General features: G+C 63.0%; 12 protein-coding genes. 6 read left to right on the forward strand and 6 right to left on the reverse strand.

Annotated features, from left to right (window positions below; all coding sequences use genetic code 11):
• Positions 1 to 13: 13 nt before the first annotated feature.
• From J7302_RS06620 to rfaH, 4 genes are all read right to left on the reverse strand, one after another.
• On the reverse strand, positions 14 to 553 hold the full coding sequence (locus tag J7302_RS06620) for a polysaccharide biosynthesis/export family protein (protein ID WP_215372044.1): 540 nt from the start codon (positions 551 to 553) through the stop codon (positions 14 to 16).
• A 75-nt stretch (positions 554 to 628) separates the two neighbouring features.
• Positions 629 to 1,699, reverse strand: coding sequence for an outer membrane beta-barrel protein (locus J7302_RS06625; protein WP_215372046.1), 1,071 nt, complete (start codon positions 1,697 to 1,699; stop codon positions 629 to 631).
• Positions 1,700 to 1,896: 197 nt separating this feature from the next.
• A complete protein-coding gene (locus J7302_RS06630) occupies positions 1,897 to 2,628 on the reverse strand; it encodes a hypothetical protein (protein ID WP_215372048.1) in 732 nt (243 codons plus the stop codon).
• A gap of 874 nt (positions 2,629 to 3,502) precedes the next feature.
• Positions 3,503 to 4,009, reverse strand: a complete 507-nt coding sequence (rfaH, locus tag J7302_RS06635) for a transcription/translation regulatory transformer protein RfaH (RefSeq protein WP_215372480.1) — start codon at positions 4,007 to 4,009, stop codon at positions 3,503 to 3,505.
• Positions 4,010 to 4,366: 357 nt separating this feature from the next.
• Here rfaH and rfbB point away from each other — a divergent pair, with 357 nt between their 5' ends.
• The 6 genes from rfbB to J7302_RS06665 all read left to right on the forward strand — a co-directional run bounded on the left by rfbB (position 4,367) and on the right by J7302_RS06665 (position 11,081).
• The gene (gene rfbB, locus J7302_RS06640; RefSeq protein ID WP_215372050.1) at positions 4,367 to 5,431 is read left to right on the forward strand and encodes a dTDP-glucose 4,6-dehydratase; all 1,065 of its coding nucleotides are present in this window, start codon (positions 4,367 to 4,369) and stop codon (positions 5,429 to 5,431) included.
• Positions 5,428 to 6,300, forward strand: coding sequence for a glucose-1-phosphate thymidylyltransferase RfbA (gene rfbA / locus J7302_RS06645; RefSeq protein WP_215372053.1), 873 nt, complete (start codon positions 5,428 to 5,430; stop codon positions 6,298 to 6,300). The genes rfbB and rfbA overlap by 4 nt, the downstream gene beginning before the upstream one ends.
• Positions 6,297 to 6,842, forward strand: coding sequence for a dTDP-4-dehydrorhamnose 3,5-epimerase (gene rfbC, locus J7302_RS06650; protein ID WP_215372055.1), 546 nt, complete (start codon positions 6,297 to 6,299; stop codon positions 6,840 to 6,842). Before rfbA ends, rfbC begins: the two co-directional genes overlap by 4 nt.
• On the forward strand, positions 6,839 to 7,702 hold the full coding sequence (gene rfbD / locus J7302_RS06655; RefSeq protein WP_215372057.1) for a dTDP-4-dehydrorhamnose reductase: 864 nt from the start codon (positions 6,839 to 6,841) through the stop codon (positions 7,700 to 7,702). Before rfbC ends, rfbD begins: the two co-directional genes overlap by 4 nt.
• A 197-nt stretch (positions 7,703 to 7,899) precedes the next feature.
• Entirely contained in the window at positions 7,900 to 9,711 is a 1,812-nt protein-coding gene (locus tag J7302_RS06660) for a sensor histidine kinase (RefSeq protein ID WP_215372060.1), read from the forward strand.
• Positions 9,708 to 11,081 (forward strand): sigma-54-dependent transcriptional regulator, encoded by a 1,374-nt coding sequence (locus tag J7302_RS06665; protein WP_215372062.1) that lies wholly within the window; start codon positions 9,708 to 9,710, stop codon positions 11,079 to 11,081. Before J7302_RS06660 ends, J7302_RS06665 begins: the two co-directional genes overlap by 4 nt.
• A 670-nt stretch (positions 11,082 to 11,751) precedes the next feature.
• On the opposite strand, the gene J7302_RS06670 is transcribed toward J7302_RS06665, so the two are convergent.
• Together J7302_RS06670 and J7302_RS06675 are read right to left on the reverse strand one after the other, a co-directional pair.
• A complete protein-coding gene (locus J7302_RS06670; RefSeq protein WP_215372064.1) occupies positions 11,752 to 15,534 on the reverse strand; it encodes a bifunctional diguanylate cyclase/phosphodiesterase in 3,783 nt (1,260 codons plus the stop codon).
• A gap of 182 nt (positions 15,535 to 15,716) precedes the next feature.
• A complete protein-coding gene (locus tag J7302_RS06675; RefSeq protein ID WP_215372066.1) occupies positions 15,717 to 17,030 on the reverse strand; it encodes an ATP-binding protein in 1,314 nt (437 codons plus the stop codon).
• Between the last annotated feature and the right edge of the window lie 2 nt (positions 17,031 to 17,032).

Consider the following 17,032-nt stretch of genomic DNA (forward strand, 5'->3'; position numbering starts at 1 on the left):
GATGGCTTGCTCTTTAGAAGAAGCCCTGGTCGATCGTGATGGTGTCGCCAGGCAAGACCAGCGTGTCGAGGGTGGCCGGCTCGGGAGTGCGGCTGGCATCGTGGTCGCGGATGATGGTGATGCGCTTGTCCGAGGCACGCTCGGTGAGTCCGCCGGCAAGAGCGACGGCCCGACGCAGGGTCAACCCTGGCTGGAAGGGGTAACCACCAGGGGTCTTCACCTCGCCACTGATGAAGAATTCTCGGTACTGCAGGACGCTGACCGATACGCGCGGATCGACCAGGTAGTCGCCCTTGAGCTTGTTGACGATGATCTGCTCGATCTCGGCAGCAGTTTTGCCTTTGGCCTGGACCTCACCAATGAATGGGTAGGAGAAGGTGCCGGCATCGGTCAGGCGGAGTTTTTCGAAACTGAGATCCTTCTCACCGAAGACACTGATGCGGATGACATCTCCAGAAGCGAGCTTGTATTGGGAATTGCCCTCCGCTTGCACAATGCCGCTGTTGAGCAGCAGTAGGCCGAGAATCAGTCTGGAAAAGAGTCGAATGATCATTTGGTTCGTTTACTCCTGAAGATATCGAAGTAACGAAAGGGGGCAAGCGCCCCCTGTTTTTCTACGGACGCAAAGTCAGAGACTGCCGGTGAAACGGATCATGTAGATGTTGCGTTCATAGCTTTCGCCAATGGCGGTGGAATCGTCTTCGGCGTATGTGTAGCCGACACCCACATCCAACCAACGGCGCATCTTGTAGGTCAGGCCCAGGCCCAGGCTCTTGATCTTGTCGTCACGATCGATGTCCTGGTACTCCTCGTCGGAGTAGCTGTAGCTGACGTCGGAGCTCAAGCGCTCGAGCCAGTCGTGCTTCCAGCTCAAGGTAGCGCTCTGGACCTTGATGGCGGAAGCACCATCGTCACCTTCGTCGATCGCACGACGGGTATTCAGGTTGAACGTCGAGTAGGTGCGCGGCTTCCAGCTGACCCCCACCTCCCACATCGAACCGCTCTGGTCGTCGACGCCGGATTCATCAAAACGCTTTTTCTCGCCACCAAACTTGACGGTGCCGCTGGTCTTTGCGGTGGCGTCCCAGGTCAGACCGCCGAGCAGAGCGATGTTGTTGCTGTTGAGGCGATCGTTCGAAACGTACTCGAAGTCGGTATGGCGTGCCTCGACCAAGGCGCGGGTCTTGGGTGCTACACGGTAGTAGAAGGTGCTGCTGAGTTCGGTAGTGTCACGCTCGTTCTCGGCATTGATGTGGTCGGTGTTTCGATAGCGCAGTTCCTCGTAATTGGCACCTAGATCGACCTGTGCACGGGCGGTCTTGGCACCGTAGGTGTACACGCCGCCAATATTGCTGGTGGTGGGCTTGTCGTTCTGGACGTTCTGGTCCTTCGAGTCCGTGTCCTCAACCTGTTGGTAGCCCGCGTTCAACTTAAGATTGTTGCGCGCATCGAACATGAACCCGGCATCTGCGAACAGGTAGTGGTCTGTGTTGTCGTCTTTGCGGCTCGAATGAAAAATGTCGCTGCTAGCCTTGTATGTCAGCGCATAAGCACTCTTGCGGCCTTTGGCGCCCAGTACGAAGGTCGGGGCGATCCTGGTTATCCAGGAAGACTCCTCATTCTCTTCAACTGCTCGGAAGTTGTCGTCGTACCACTCGCCCACTTCGAGCGTCGGGGTGAAGGTCAGGCTTTCGGACAACTTGATATATTGCGGCTCAATTGCCCAAGCATTTGCAGTTAGTGCTGCTGAAATGGCGGCAGCCAGTGAAATTGCTTTCAACCTCATGCACATAGGGCCCCCAATGATCCTTTTTGTGGCTTTGCTGGCGAAAATTGCAAAACTATGCGGACGCCTAAGGTAACGCATTGGTACTGTTATAGCTGAGTTTTAGTCGACTAATTTGGGCTGGCAGAGCCACCGCCACCGCTGCTGCTCGGCGAACTGGAGGTGGCGGCAGAACTGGTATCAGCCGAGGTAGCGCTGTTGTCGGCGTCGTTGGTCCCGGCAGTTTGGGCTCGGGCGGCGCTTATGGGAGCGGTATCAGGGCCACCGACGCTGTTAGGCGGGTTGGAGGTGGCAGTCGTGTTGGAGGAGCGGTTTTTGGCCGAGGCAGTGTTGTTGCCAGCGGCATTGTTTGCGGCATTGCTGATCGAGGCGGCTTGGGCTGGAGCGGCCGTTACGGCAGCGGTAATGATGGCCGAGGCCTGGTCTGGAGCGGCGGTCATGGCAGCAGCAGCAATGTCTGGGGCCTGCCCAGGAGCGGCAGCCACGGCTTCGGAAACGATGGCTGGGGCCTGGTCCGGAGCAGCGTTTATGGCAGCGGCAATGATGGCTGAGGCCTGGTCCGGAGCAGCGGTTATGGCAGCGGCAACGATGGCTGCAGCCTGGTCCGGAGCGGCACCTACTGCAGCGGCAACGATGGTTGTGGCTGCCTCAGAATTTGCGGCAACGATATTGGCGATGGCGTCGGCCAAAGCATCACCATGCGCAGCAGCCACGGTCCTGGCCTGGGCTCCGGTCAGGGCTATGCCTGCAGACTGCAGAGCGGCCAGGGTGGATTGGTCAGCGAAAGCCTGACCAGAAGTCAGCGCCATAGCCAAGGTAAGAACGGAAAGCGCTTTACGCATATCGAACGTCCTCATTGGATACTGCATGGATATCCGTCACCCTTGTGCTTTGAGTAGCGGGCGGTTATCGGGTGTTGCGACAACGCTGCTTTTCTCGAAGGCGCTTGTGAACAACCGCGAGCCACCTTCATCGATGTGAGTAGCCAGACACGCTACCGCCCCAAGTTTTTTTCCGCCTTAACCTGAGAGCGGTGGTGCTAGATCCAGATGCATGAGAAGCAAATCCTTACGACCCGGCGCGCCGAATACAGCTCAGCGCACCATGTCGTTTGGAAGGATAGTTGCGGGGAGATCACGTGAACTGACGCCTGTATTGCCCCAAAAACCGTCAGTCGGAATTCCCTCTGCTCCTCCTCCCCTCGACTCTTTCATCGGCCCAGGTGTCGTGGAGACCTGCACAACCTGGAACTGAGCCCCATCAGGAGGAGGCTCGGGCAACCCGTGTCATCCCGGTCAACTCAAGATCGAGACGGTCAAAGCCAGCGGCCGAAGATGGTCTGCCCATCGCCGATGGGGGCCGCCCACACGGGCACACCGGCGAGGTCTTCGAGCAGCGAAAAACAGGATGTCCGGTGTCTGAATGCCGCGCAGTACGGGCTGTCCGAGTGGATTTGCTGGCCGCATGCAGCTCGGTCTGGCAGCGCTTCTTCAAGGCCAATAGCCTGATAACAGCGTGAGACGGCAGGGTAGCTGCCAAGACAATGCAGAGGGGGCGATGCCATCGAGATGCCCATGACTCCGACCACCGCCAGGATGCATTCGCCTGTGGCATTTGAGATGCGCTATTTCAAAAGACTGGAGAGCGTCGGGAATAGCCGGAGCGATCCACCTCACTATTGACCGCTGGATTGACGCCTGAAAAACGACACACCCTTCAGAGCTTCCTGACTCCGGTCAGCGGCATGAGGAGCTTCTGCTCGCGCTGCAGGAAATTGAGCAGAAGAACGACGCGTGTTTCCCCATCCATTGCCAGGAAAATGGCCTCGAGGTCGGCGAACGGCCCCTCATTGATACGAACCCTTTCACCAATCGACAGCAATTCCTCTACGCAGGGCTCATGTTCGCGCCGCTGGAGTTGTTCGATCAGGCCATCACTGAGCACCGCCGGCTGGTTGCCAAAGCTCACGATACGATTGACACCCCGCGTCGAGCGCAAGGGCCCCCAGTTATCCTCCTGGCTGAGATGGACGAACAGGTAGCCTGGGAAAAGTGATTCTTCCGCGATCTCCCGCCGCCCTTTGACCAGGCGCTCGCGCCTGAATTTGGGGTGATAGCAGACATAGTCCTGACGCCGCAGATTTTCCTCAGCGCGCTCTTCCTGGCGCACCTTGCACTGGACCACGTACCAGGCTCTACCTGCGCTTTCCTTATTGGAGGTCATCCGCAAAAACTCCCCTGCTTATGTTGCGGGCAACAACATCGTGTGTTGCATCCCCTGACGTTAAGAACATAGGGCACACGGCGGGACGATGCCATTCATACGTCGCTGAAAACGTTACCCGCGCACACCGTCGTGTTTGTCATCCATTCTCAACCCGCCCGCCCCAGAGAAATAGAGCAGTCCTCTGCAGGCCCGCGTCTTGTTCGCGGCGACAGGCCCTGCTGATTCGTCGAGGCTTTCCGTCCAACGACGGTTCTGCCAGGGGGGTACAATTATTCCAGTCACAGGCCGCTTACGCGCAAGGCTGGATGCTGGTCCACAATCGATGCAGAAAATCTTCAAATTCGGGGAATAGACATGCGAATTCTGGTCACTGGCGGAGCCGGTTTCATTGGCTCGGCACTGATTCGCTACGTGCTCACGAAGACGAGCCACGAAGTGCTCAACCTGGACAAGCTGACGTACGCCGGCAACCTCGAGTCGCTTGAAACCGTGGCGGACAACCCTCGCTATCAGTTCATCCAGGCCGACATCGCCGATAGCAAAGCCGTGGACGCAGCCCTGGCCCGCTTCCAGCCGGACGCGGTGATGCACCTGGCCGCGGAATCCCATGTGGACCGCTCCATCGACGGGCCTGCGGCGTTCATCCAGACCAACATCGTGGGTACCTACAGCCTGCTGGAAAGCGTGCGCACCTATTGGCAGGGCCTGGAAGAGGCCCGCAAGGCGGCCTTCCGCTTCCATCACATTTCCACCGACGAGGTTTACGGCGACCTGCACGGTGTCGATGACCTGTTCACCGAAACCACGCCCTATGCACCGAGCTCGCCGTACTCGGCCAGCAAGGCGGCTTCCGATCACCTGGTCCGCGCCTGGCACCGCACCTACGGCCTGCCGGTGCTGGTGACCAACTGCTCGAACAATTACGGCCCTTATCACTTCCCCGAGAAGATGATCCCGCTGATGATCCTCAACGCGCTCGAAGGCAAGCCGCTGCCGGTATACGGCGATGGCCAGCAGGTCCGCGACTGGTTGTATGTCGAGGACCATGCACGTGCGCTGCTCGAAGTCGTAAGGCGCGGCACGGTGGGCGAGACTTACAACATCGGTGGCCACAACGAGCAGAAGAACCTCGATGTAGTGCGCGGCATCTGCGCGCTGCTGGAAGAGTTGGCACCGAACAAGCCCGAAGGGATCCAGCGATTCGAGCAGCTGATTACCTTCGTGAAGGACCGCCCGGGCCACGACCAGCGCTATGCCATCGATGCCGGCAAGATCAAGCGAGAACTGGGTTGGGTCCCGCAGGAAACCTTTGAAACCGGCCTGCGCAAGACCGTGCAGTGGTACCTCGACAACCTCGACTGGTGCCGCCGCGTGCAGGACGGCAGCTATCAACGTGAACGACTGGGAGTCTCGGTATGAAAGGGATCGTCCTTGCCGGGGGCTCAGGCACGCGCCTGCACCCCACCACCTTGGGCGTCTCCAAACAGCTGCTGCCGATCTATGACAAACCGATGATCTATTACCCGCTCTCGGTCCTGATGCTCGCGGGCATCCGCGAGATCCTGGTGATCTCCACCCCGAAGGACTTGCCGCAATACCGCAACCTTCTGGGTGACGGCAGCCAGTTCGGCGTCGAATTCAGTTATGCGGTGCAGCCGTCGCCGGATGGTCTGGCGCAGGCATTCCTGATTGGCGAGGAGTTCATTGGCGATGACTCGGTGTGCCTGATCCTCGGCGACAATATCTTCCATGGCCAGCACTTCACCGAGCAGCTCAGACGCGCGGCCAGCCAGCCGAGCGGCGCAACCGTTTTCGGCTATTGGGTAAACGACCCGGAACGCTTTGGCGTGATTGAGTTCGACACTGAAGGTCGGGCGGTCTCCATCGAGGAGAAGCCCATGCAGCCCAAGTCGAGCTACGCCGTCACCGGCCTGTATTTCTATGACAATGACGTGATCGAGATCGCCAAGGCGGTGAAGCCATCATGGCGAGGTGAACTGGAGATCACCGACGTCAACAATGCCTACCTCGCGCGAGGTGACCTACGTGTCGAGCGTTTTGGCCGAGGCTTCGCCTGGCTGGATACCGGCACCCCTGACAACCTGCTGTTAGCCTCCCAGTATGTGCAGACCATCGAGCAGCGCCAGGGGCTGAAGGTGGCCTGCCTGGAGGAAATAGCATTCCAGGCCGGCTGGATCACCAAGGAGCAGTTGCTGGCCAGGGCTGAGACCTTCGGTAAGACCGGCTACGGTCAGTACCTATTCAAATTGGCGGGAGAACACGTGTGAAGGTAACCGCAACTGCGCTTGCGGACGTATTGATCCTGGAGCCCAGGGTATTCGGCGATGAGCGCGGCTTCTTCTTCGAAAGCTTCAATGCACGCGAGTTCGCTCAAGCCACCGGCCTGACGCCGGAGTTCGTACAGGACAACCATTCTCTCTCGCAACGCGGCGTGCTTCGCGGCCTGCACTATCAACTGCAACAGGCCCAGGGCAAGCTGGTGCGTGTCGTCCAGGGCGAGGTTTTCGATGTGGCGGTGGATATCCGCCGCAATTCGCCGACCTTTGGCCGTTGGGTCGGGGCCTATCTGTCCGCCGAGAACAAGCACCAGATGTGGGTCCCCGAAGGCTACGCGCATGGTTTCCTGGTGCTCAGCGAGACGGCTGAGGTGCTGTACAAGGCCACTGATTACTATGCGCCGCAACATGAACGTTGCATCCGTTGGGACGATCCCGAACTGGCCATCGATTGGCCGCTGGCAGCTCCCCCCGTGCTTTCTGCAAAAGATCGGGTCGGTACCGACTTCAAGGGCGCGGACGTATACCCATGAAAATTCTGGTCACTGGCTACAGTGGCCAGGTTGCCTGCGAGCTGCAGATGAGCCTGGCCGACGCCGGCGAAGTCATGGCCCTGGGGCGCGATCGACTCGACCTGGCAAAGCCCGACGAGATTCGCCAGCACGTCCGCGCTCTGACCCCAGACCTGATCATCAATGCCGCCGCCCATACGGCCGTCGACCTGGCAGAGACCGAGCCGGACGTTGCCTTCGCGATCAACGCGACGGCACCCGGCGTGCTGGCCGAGGAAGCGGCGGTCCTGGGCGTTCCGCTGATCCACTACTCTACGGACTACGTCTTCGATGGCGAGAAAGACGGCGCCTATACCGAGGACGATATTCCCAACCCGCTTGGCGTCTACGGTCGCAGCAAGTTGGCCGGGGAGCAGGCGATTCAGGCGGTGGGTGGCGAGCATCTGATCCTGCGCACCAGCTGGGTCTATTCGCTGCATGGGCGCAATTTCCTGCTGACCATGCAGCGGCTGCTGCAAGAGCGCGACGAGCTGCGCGTGGTGAGCGATCAAATCGGTGCGCCGACCTGGGCTGGCAGCATCGCCCAGACAACGGCGCAACTGGTGCGCCAATGGCAAGCCGGCACGCGTGCATGGGGGGTCTATCACTTCACCGCCCAGGGCGAGACTTCGTGGTTCGGTTTCGCCAGCGCCATCGCCGACCACTTGCGCGCCGAGGGCAAACCCTGCGCGCGACTGCTGCCGATTCCGTCCAGCGAATACCCGACGCCGGCCCGGCGCCCGCTGAACTCGCGGCTGGATTGCAGCAAGCTGGCGCGGGATTGGCAGGTCCGCCTGCCGGATTGGCGCGCCGGCCTGGAGGCGTGCCTCAAGCAAGGTTGAGCGACTTCGCCGGCCCCTGGGCATTCGCCAGCAAGCTGGCTCCTACAGGAGTAGGCCGAACTTGATGTAGGAGCGAGCTTGCTCGCGAATGCCGCATTTTCACGAGCAAATACCCTGCGCCCCCCTCACGTACGAGGCAGGCTCACCGGGCCAGCTGATGCCATAATGCGCCTCATCGTCAGGTGCATTGAGTCCGCATGACAGCCGCTCCCCTCCCCCATCGCCCCCGCTGGCGCAGCCTTGTGCTGCTGGCTCTGCTGCTGGCCCCGTTGCTGTGGCCGGTGCAGCACCTGAGCGAGCGCTACTACAGCCAGTCTTTGGCGGAACAGAATCGCCAGACCCTCGACCTCTACGTGGCCAACCTGCTGGGCACCTTGCACCGCTATGAGGTGTTGCCACCGATCATGGCCGACCTGCCGCCGCTCAGGTCGCTGCTCGCCGCGCCGGACGATGGCTCTCTGCAGGACGAGGCCAACAGACTGCTGGCCGAGGTTCGCCAGGAAACCGGCGCTGATGTGATCTACCTGATGAGCCCGCAGGGCAAGACGCTCAGCTCATCCAACTGGGACCAACCTGACAGCTTCGTGGGCCGCAATTTCACCTTCCGCCCGTACTTCCGCGAAGCCTTGGCCGGCAAACAGGGGCGGTTCTTCGGCCTTGGCACCACGTCGCGCAAGCGCGGCTACTTCTTCGCCAGCCCGGTTCGCGAGGGCGCGAAGATCATCGGCATCCTGGTGGTGAAGGTGGACCTGGACGACGCCGAGACGCTGTGGGGGAAAACGCCGGAACAACTGATGGTGACTGACGCCAATGGCGTGGTGATCATCTCTTCCCGCAGCGATTGGCGCTTCCGGGCCACCCGGCCACTGGACAATGCCGAGCGTGCGGCCATCGCCGCCAACCAGCCATACCCGACCCAGGCCCCGGCCCCGCTTGAACTGGATGACAACGCCTGGCTCACGCAGAGTCGCGAGCTTAACCAAACCGGGCTGACCGCCAGCATCCTCACCCCGCGCCAGCTCATCGATCGCCAGGTCAGCACCACGGTCGCCATCGCTGGCGCCACCCTGCTGGCCCTGTTGCTGCTGCTCGGGCTGCTGATGCAACGACGCCGACACTACCTGGACCGCATCGCCCTGGATGCCAGTGCACGGCGCGAACTGGAAATGCGCGTGCTGGAGCGCACCCGTGACCTGGAAGCGCTCAACAGCCGCCTCAAGGAGGAAGTGCTGGAGCGCGAACACGCCCAGCAGGAACTGGTCAGCGCCCAGGATGAGCTGGTCCAGGCCAGCAAACTCTCGGCCCTGGGCACCATGTCCGCCAGCATCAGCCACGAGCTCAACCAGCCCCTGGCCGCCATCCGCAGCTACGCCGACAACGCGGGTGTGCTGCTCGACCATCAGCGGTTCGACGATGCGCGTGGCAACCTCAAGCAGATCAGTGAATTGACCGGCCGCATGGCCTCGATCATCGCCCATCTACGTGCATTTGCCCGGCGTGATCGACATGCCCCCGAGAGCGTGGCCCTGCAGCCCGCCCTGGACGACGCCCTGGCGCTGGTCGCCAAACGTCGCCGCGCCATGGAGGTGGAACTGATCCGCGACCTGCCGGATGCGCCAATCTGGGTCCAGGCCGGCGAAACCCGCCTGCGCCAGGTCCTCGGCAATCTGCTCGCCAACGCCCTCGACGCCTTGGCGGAGAAGCCGCATCCCCGGCGTATCTGGCTCAGCACCGTAACCACCACCGAGGGTGTCGAACTGCACATTCGCGACAATGGCCCAGGCTTTTCCGAAGACGCCCTGCGCCGCGCACGCGAGCCTTTCTTCACTACCAAGACCAGCACCCAGGGCCTTGGCCTGGGACTGGCGATTTGCGATAGCCTGATGCGCGCGCTGGGCGGCGAGCTGGTCTTTGCCAACCACCCTGACGGGGGCGCCCTGCTGACCCTGCGCATGCGTAACGCCGCCCCTGGTGTCACCTCCCTGCCTCTCGAGGATTCCCCTGCATGACCGCCACGCTAGACGCCCACACCCAGGTGCTGCTGATCGACGACGACCCGCACCTGCGCCAAGCCCTCAGCCAGACCCTCGACCTGGCCGGCCTCAAGGTGAAGGCCATGGGCGAAGCGCGTGGCGTGGCGGAGATGATCGACAAAGACTGGCCCGGCGTGGTGGTCAGCGATATCCGCATGCCCGGCATCGACGGCCTCGAACTGCTGGCCCAACTGCGCCAGCGTGACCCCGACCTCCCCGTGCTGCTGATCACCGGCCACGGTGACGTGCCCCTCGCCGTCCAGGCCATGCGTGCCGGTGCCTACGACTTTCTGGAAAAGCCCTTCCCCAGCGACCAGTTGGCGGACAGCGTGCGCCGTGCCCTCGATCTGCGCCGCCTGGTGCTGGAAAACCGCAGCCTGCGCCTGGCCCTGTCCGACCGCCAGCAACTCAGCGGCCGGCTGGTCGGCCAATCGCCCGCCATGCAGCGTTTGCGCGAGCAGATCGGCGCCCTTGCGGCGACCAACGCTGACGTGCTGATCCTCGGCGAAACCGGTGCCGGCAAGGAAGTGGTGGCGCGTGCGCTGCACGATCTGTCGGCCCGTCGCGATGGCCCGTTCGTCGCGATCAACGCCGGAGCGCTGGCGGAGTCCGTGGTGGAAAGCGAGCTGTTCGGCCATGAACAAGGCGCTTTCACGGGGGCGCAGAAGCGCCGTATCGGCAAGTTCGAGTTCGCCAATGGCGGCACCGTGTTCCTCGACGAAATCGAAAGCATGAGCCTGGACGTCCAGGTGAAACTGCTGCGCCTGCTGCAGGAGCGGGTGGTAGAGCGCCTTGGCGCCAACCAGCTGATCCCGCTGGATATCCGCATCATCGCCGCCACCAAGGAAGACCTGCGCCAGGCTGCGGACCAGGGCCGCTTCCGCGCTGACCTTTACTACCGCCTGAACGTCGCCAGCCTTCGCATTCCGCCGCTGCGCGAGCGTGGCGAGGATGCCCTGGTGCTGTTCCAGCATTTCGCCGACGCCGCCAGCAACCGCCATCGCATGGCACCGCGCAGCCTGGACAGCAGCCAGCGCGCCTTGCTGCTGACCCACAACTGGCCGGGCAATGTGCGCGAACTGCAGAATGCTGCAGAACGCTTTGCCCTCGGCCTGGACCTGGCACTCGACAACACGCCGCCGGAACTGCCGAAGACCGAAGGCGGCCTTAGTGAGCAAGTGGAGGCGTTCGAGCGTGCCCTGATTGCCGCAGAGCTGACCCGTCCTCACAGCTCGCTGCGCAGCGTGGCCGAGGCCCTTGGCCTGCCGCGCAAGACGCTGTCGGACAAGCTGCGGAAGCACAACCTCAGCTTCAGTGGCGGAAATCCCGCAGAAGAGCAGGACTGATCGGCAGGTTTTCGCTCATCGAGCGTCGAGCAATCGGCGCAAAGCCTCAAGGCAGAGCGTTCCGCCCGGCTGGCATGGCGCTTGCTCTTACCTTTGCACTCAATGCGTGCGTGCATTGCTTATGAGACCTTGGGCACGTGCCCCGGCCTCCCCTGGTTGCGCCACAAGCGTCTGCCGGGGTTTTTCTCTCGTGCAGCAGCCATTGCTGCCGCCTCCGGCTTTAGAGCCCAAGGCAACACCCGGCCACCCGCCAGGTGCGTGAACCCAGCCCGGCCCCTCTGAGGCCGGGCTTTTTTTCGTCCGCGAGTCCCCCCGGGGGGGGGGGAATGCCCTGGCGAAATACGCTGGAGTTCCAGCCCACCATCCCTCACCCCAACCCTCTCCCAGAGGGAGAGGGGGCTGACCTGAAGCGGTCAAGTGTTGCAGCTGGCTGCATGCCCTGTAGGAGCGAGCTTGCTCGCGAAGGAGGCGGGTTCGCGGGCAGAGCTCGCTCCTACGAGAGATACCTGCCCAGCAGAAACAACTTCGTGATGGTGTAAAACCAAAAACGCCGCCCTCCTGCTGAAGGAAAAGCGGCGTTTTTTCTCACGTGGACAGCATTAGGGCTTTGACCCGCTTTCGCGAATGAGTCCGCTCAACCCATCCTGCCGGGCGTCAGGGAGAAGGCGACTCAAAGGCTTCCCTCAACGGCCTGGCTCACCTGCCGCTCACGTAGCCAACCCAGGAATCTCGCCTCGTCCAGCGGGCGGCTGAAGAAATACCCCTGCCCCGATTCGCAGCCCCGCTGGTTCAGCATCGTCAGTTGCTCCTCGTTCTCGATGCCCTCGGCAATGCACTCCAACCCCAGGTTGCGGCCGATGGCGATAATGGTCTCCACCAGGGCCACATCGCTGGCATCGCTCGCCAGGCCATCGACGAAGCTGCGGTCTATCTTCAGGCGGTCCAGAGGCAGCCGCTTGAGGTAGGTCAGCGAGGAATAGCCCGTGCCGAAGTCGTCGATGGCGAAGCGTACGCCCAGGACCTTGAGCGCCTGCATGGCAAGGATGCACTGTTCCACATCCTCCAGCAGGCTACCTTCGGTTATCTCCAGCTCCAGCCGGCCCGGGGGCACGCCATGGCGGCGTAGCGCGTTGCTGATGCGTTCGACGAAGCCTGCCTTGCGCAGCTCCCGGGGGCTGACGTTGATCGCCAATACCAACCACGGCCAGTCGGCCTGCCAGCGAGCGAGGCTGGCACAGGCGTGCTCCAGCAGCCAGTCACCGAGTTCGACGATCAGGCCGGTTTCCTCCGCCAGGGGGATGAACTGCGCGGGCGGCACATCACCGCGCGTGGGATGGCGCCAGCGCAGCAGGGCCTCGGCCCCGAGTACGCGACCGTCCGCCAGCGCCAGCTGCGGCTGGAACGCCAGGCTGAGCTGGTCGCGGTCGATGGCCTGGCGCAGATCGCTCTGCATTTGCAGACGATGGTCGATGGCGGCCTGCATTTCCGGAGCGAAGAAGTGCAGCGCGTTGCGCCCGATCTGCTTGGCCCGGTACATGGCGGTATCGGCCTGTTTCAGGACGTCGGCGGCGACCTGCCCGTGGAACGGGTGCAGGGCGATGCCAATGCTCGCACTGACGGTGAGCTGGTGATTTCCAAGTTCATAGCTGCCGTGCAGGCTGTGCAGGAGTTTATCGCCCACTTCAGCGGCGAGTTTGCCGGCGTTTTCAGGGCTGTCCGCCATGGCTTCGAGCAGTACCACAAACTCATCGCCACCCAGGCGGGCCAAGGTGTCTTCGCTGCGCAGGCAACCCGCGAGGCGCGTTGTGACCTCTCGCAGCAGGGCATCGCCCACCGGGTGACCAAGGCTGTCATTGACGGTCTTGAAGTGGTCGAGGTCGATGAACAGCAAGGCGCCATAGCGCTGCTCGCGGATTTCCCGAGCCATGGCGTGCTGCAAGCGATCCAGGAGCAGACGACGGTTCGGCAAGCCGGTGAGTTCGTCGCTGTAGGCCAGGCGCTCGATCTCCCGCTGGTAGCGCTGGCGCTCGGAGATATCGGTGATGCTCAACCGAATCAGCGGCCGGCCGCCTCCGGGCAGGCGCACCAAGCGTACCTCGCAGGGCCGGATGCGCCCGGCAGCGTCGCGCATCAACCAGTCGAAGGTCGGTGTATCCCCGTTGAGTGCGGCGGCGGCATAGGCGCGTCCAACCTCCTTGGAGGATCGCCCGTCCGCCTGCAAGGCCGGGCTGAAACTGGTTGGCATGCGACCGATCAGCTTCTCGCGGGGCATGCCGAACAGGCGTGCGGCGTTGTCGTTGGCCTCGACTATGCCTTGCTGCAAGTCGAAGACCAGGATGGCCTCGGGCGCGTGCTCCACCAGGGTGCGATAGCGCGCCTCGGCCTCGCGTCGCGCGCTGATGTCCTCGACCAATGCCAGCAATGCGTAGAGCCGCCCGTCCAAGTCGCGCACACCGCGGATGTTGACCCGCGTATGCACCACGCTACCGTTGGGTCGCAGGAAGCGCTTCTCCAGCTCGTAGCCGTCACGCCGGGCGCTGCGGACCTCTTCGAGCAAGCCAAGCTCGGCCGCGCGGTCGTCCGGCAGCGTCATGCCCATCCAGTCTTCACCACGCAGCTCTTCGCGCGACCGCCCGAGGATGCTGCACAGCTTGAAGTTGGCCTCCTCCCAACGTTGGTCCGGTGAGCAGAGCGCCATGCCGATCAACGGCGCCTCGAAGAACAGGTGCAGGTGCTTGTCACGCTCGTGCTGCAGGCGCTCGGCACGTTTCTGCGACGTCAGGTCTAGCATTGCCCCGTAGATGCGTATGACCTGATCACCGTCGTGTTCTGCCAGTCCCTTGATCCGCAGCCAGCGCGAGCTGCCCCTGGCGCTCGGCATGCGGACCTCCACGTCGAAGGGCTCGGCGGTACGCAGGGTGTGCTCCAGGGTTTGTTCGAGCAGGCTGCGGCTGGCGGGGTCGAAGACGCTCATCATCTGGTCCAGCGAGGGCACGGCACTGCCCGGCTCCAGTTCGTAGAGGCGGAAGCTGCCTTCGCTCCAGGACATCCTCAGGCTGGCCACATCCAACACCCAGCTGCCGATGTCGGCAATCGCCTCGGTCTGGTTAAGCAGATGGGTCTGACGCAACAGTTCCTCGCGTCGCGTGTCCAGCTCCTCCGCCAGCATCTCGCGGGAGCTGACGTCGTGCTGCAGGGCAACGAAGTGGCTGATGCCCCGCTCGTCGCGCATTGGCGCCAGGGTGATTTCGTTCCAGAACAGCCCGCCGTCCTTGCGGTAGTTGCGCAGCACCAGATGGCAGGGTTGTCCACGCTCCAGGGCCGCCTGCAGACGCGGCAGCTCGGCCTGGTTGCGGTCGTGGTGCAAAAGGAAACGCCAGTTATTGCCCAGCGCTTCCTCACGGGAGTAGCCGCTCATGGCTTCGAAGGCCGGGTTGCAGTAGATCAGTGGCTGGTCCGCCTGCCGTGCATCGGCGATGGTCACCGCAAGGGGGCTGGCCTGCAGCGCCAGGTTGCTGAGGGCCAACTCTCGCTGCATCTCGTCGCGGCGGCTGAGGGCCAGGCGAAGGTCGCTGAGACTGCGGCCCACCAGCAAGGCCGAGAGCATCAGCAGAAGCACACTGAAATACAGCTCGACGCTCCATTGCTGCTCCGAACCGTCGGCTACTCCGCTCAACTGCCTCAGGGTCGGCATGGCCAGTACGGTGAGGGCGGTCAGTCCACCGCCACAGAGCGCGCCGGGGAACCCCCAGCCCAGGGCCAGGCCGATCATCACCAGGCCAATGGGCGGCAGAATGAGCATCGGCGGGACCACCGACAGCAACCAGGGGATGAATATCACCAACGCCAGGAGCAGGTACCAGGGCGGCAACTTGTGCATCGAGTCCGGCAAGGCCACGCCGGTATGGGCGCCCCAGCCCCGCCGTCCAAGCCAGGGTGTGAGATAGGTCAGCAACGGCAGGCTCACCACCAGGGCGGTCATGCAAGCACTCAGCCATGCCAGCAGGGCAGTGTCGGCCAAGCCGTCTGCAGGCGTCGCCCCGCTCATCATCAGGGCCGCCAGTTCACCAAAAACCAGCAGACTCGCAGGCAACAGGACGCCCTGCAGCATGAAGCGCAAGAGCTGAGCAAAATCCTGCAGGGCAACGGAGCTGCCGTTTCGCCGCAGCAGCCACCAGGCCAGCGCCACGCTAAGCGTTTCGGGGGCGGCATAGAGCGGTGCCCAGGGCCAGTCCAGATCCCAGAGCGATGCGCTGAGCAAGGCGTTCAGATAGATCGCCGGGAAGACCCGCTCACCCCACCACAGGCAAAACACCAGCCCGAGCGCGAACGGCAGGTACCAGGCGGTACCTCCTGCAGCTTGAGTGCCCAACGATAGCCAGGTTGCCAGGTACAGGAGTGGGAGCGGCAACCACCAGGTCCATTGGGGTAGTCGGTGGGGGACTGCGGGCATGCTGACCTCATGTCAATGCGCCACGTGAGGATAGCCCAGCCCGCTTGCACAGCCTATGTCGATTTATAGCCTCGATGCATTGCTCGGCCGGCGGTCCCGGCAGGATACCGAAACGCCCTATACCGACCGATTGAGAGGGTGTGCCCCTCGCCCATGAGCGGGCGAGGGGCGGATGGAATGGCTTAGACCGCGTCGCGCGGCAGTAGCAGGCCCAGTGGCAGGCAGACGCGCGCCTCCAGGCCACCACCAGAGCGGTTGCGCAGCTCGACGCTACCGCCGTGCAAGGCCGCGATGCGCTTGACGATGGCCAGGCCCAGGCCGGTGCCCTTGCCACCCCTGGCACGGTCGCCACGGATGAAGGGGTTGAAGATATCCTGGAGTTCAGCCGGATCGATGCCGGTACCGCGGTCGAGCACGCTGAGCACGACATAGGGCGCCGTGTGGTCGCCAGCAACGAACGCTGCTACTTCAACGCCGTTGCCACCGTAGCGCAGGGCGTTCTCGATCAGGTTGACCAGCAGGCGCTTCATCGACACCCGTCGCAGGGGGAAAGGCGGCAGCGGCTCAAGGCAGAGGCGCACCTGCTCCTCTTGCTGGTTGTAGGGTGCCACCACCTCGCGCACCAATTCGCCCAGGTCCAGCTCTTCTACCCGCTCGTCACGGCCGTCACGGATGAATGCGAGGAACTGGTCGAGGATGGCGTCCATGTCCTCGATGTCACGGATCATGTCTTCGGTCAGCTCCGAATCGCTGCTCATCAGTTCCAGCGACAGGCGCAGGCGGGTCAGCGGCGTGCGCAGGTCGTGGGAAACGCCCGCCAGCATCAGCTCGCGCTCACGGGCGCCACGTTCGACGTCTTCGGCCATCTGGTTGAAGGCGCGGTACACCTCGGCCATCTCGCTCGGGGTGTCGCTCACCGGCAGGCGCACGCTGCGCCCCTGGCCGAGTTGGCGGGCGGCGAACACCAGGCGTTTCAGCGGGGCATTGAGCTGGCGCACGAAGATCCAGGCGGCTGCCGTGGACAGGAGGCCGATGCCGAGGAACCAGCCCAGCACGCTCCAGATACGCTGCCCGCGCAGGGGGTGTGGATAAAGCGGGATGCGCACCCAGTCCGGCCCCAGTTCTGGGGCATGGACCCACAGCGCTGGCGGGCTCTGGGCACGCAGGCGCACTTCAGTGCCTGGCCCGAGTTCGGCCTGCATCTGCCGCTGGAATATCTCGCTGTAGGGCCAGTGCTGCTCGCTGGGAGGCACGGCATCTCGGGTCACGCGCTTGAGGCCGGCAGCCTTGGCCAGGTCGTGTCGCTCTTCTTCGCTGGCCGCCCAGTAGGCACGCAGGGTCAGCGCCGCGCCGTGGCTGTACTGGCGATCCACCAGCACATCTTCGTTCATCATCAGGTAAACCAGGGTCAGCGCCTTGGAGAACAGCACGACGATGAGCACCAGCCACAGGGTGCGGGAGAAGAAGCTCTGCGGGAACCAGTAGGGGGCTTTCACCC

The sequence above is a fragment of the Metapseudomonas boanensis genome (assembly GCF_018704125.1).
Lineage (GTDB): Bacteria > Pseudomonadota > Gammaproteobacteria > Pseudomonadales > Pseudomonadaceae > Metapseudomonas > Metapseudomonas boanensis.

What these genes read in the sequence shown, in the direction of transcription:
- J7302_RS06620 (WP_215372044.1), bottom strand. Translation starts at nt 553, where the DNA reads ATGATCATTCGACTCTTTTCCAGACTGATTCTCGGCCTACTGCTGCTC.
- rfbA (WP_215372053.1), top strand. Translation starts at nt 5,428, where the DNA reads ATGAAAGGGATCGTCCTTGCCGGGGGCTCAGGCACGCGCCTGCACCCC.
- J7302_RS06630 (WP_215372048.1), bottom strand. Translation starts at nt 2,628, where the DNA reads ATGCGTAAAGCGCTTTCCGTTCTTACCTTGGCTATGGCGCTGACTTCT.
- J7302_RS06660 (WP_215372060.1), top strand. Translation starts at nt 7,900, where the DNA reads ATGACAGCCGCTCCCCTCCCCCATCGCCCCCGCTGGCGCAGCCTTGTG.
- rfaH (WP_215372480.1), bottom strand. Translation starts at nt 4,009, where the DNA reads ATGACCTCCAATAAGGAAAGCGCAGGTAGAGCCTGGTACGTGGTCCAG.
- rfbD (WP_215372057.1), top strand. Translation starts at nt 6,839, where the DNA reads ATGAAAATTCTGGTCACTGGCTACAGTGGCCAGGTTGCCTGCGAGCTG.
- J7302_RS06670 (WP_215372064.1), bottom strand. Translation starts at nt 15,534, where the DNA reads ATGCCCGCAGTCCCCCACCGACTACCCCAATGGACCTGGTGGTTGCCG.
- rfbB (WP_215372050.1), top strand. Translation starts at nt 4,367, where the DNA reads ATGCGAATTCTGGTCACTGGCGGAGCCGGTTTCATTGGCTCGGCACTG.
- J7302_RS06665 (WP_215372062.1), top strand. Translation starts at nt 9,708, where the DNA reads ATGACCGCCACGCTAGACGCCCACACCCAGGTGCTGCTGATCGACGAC.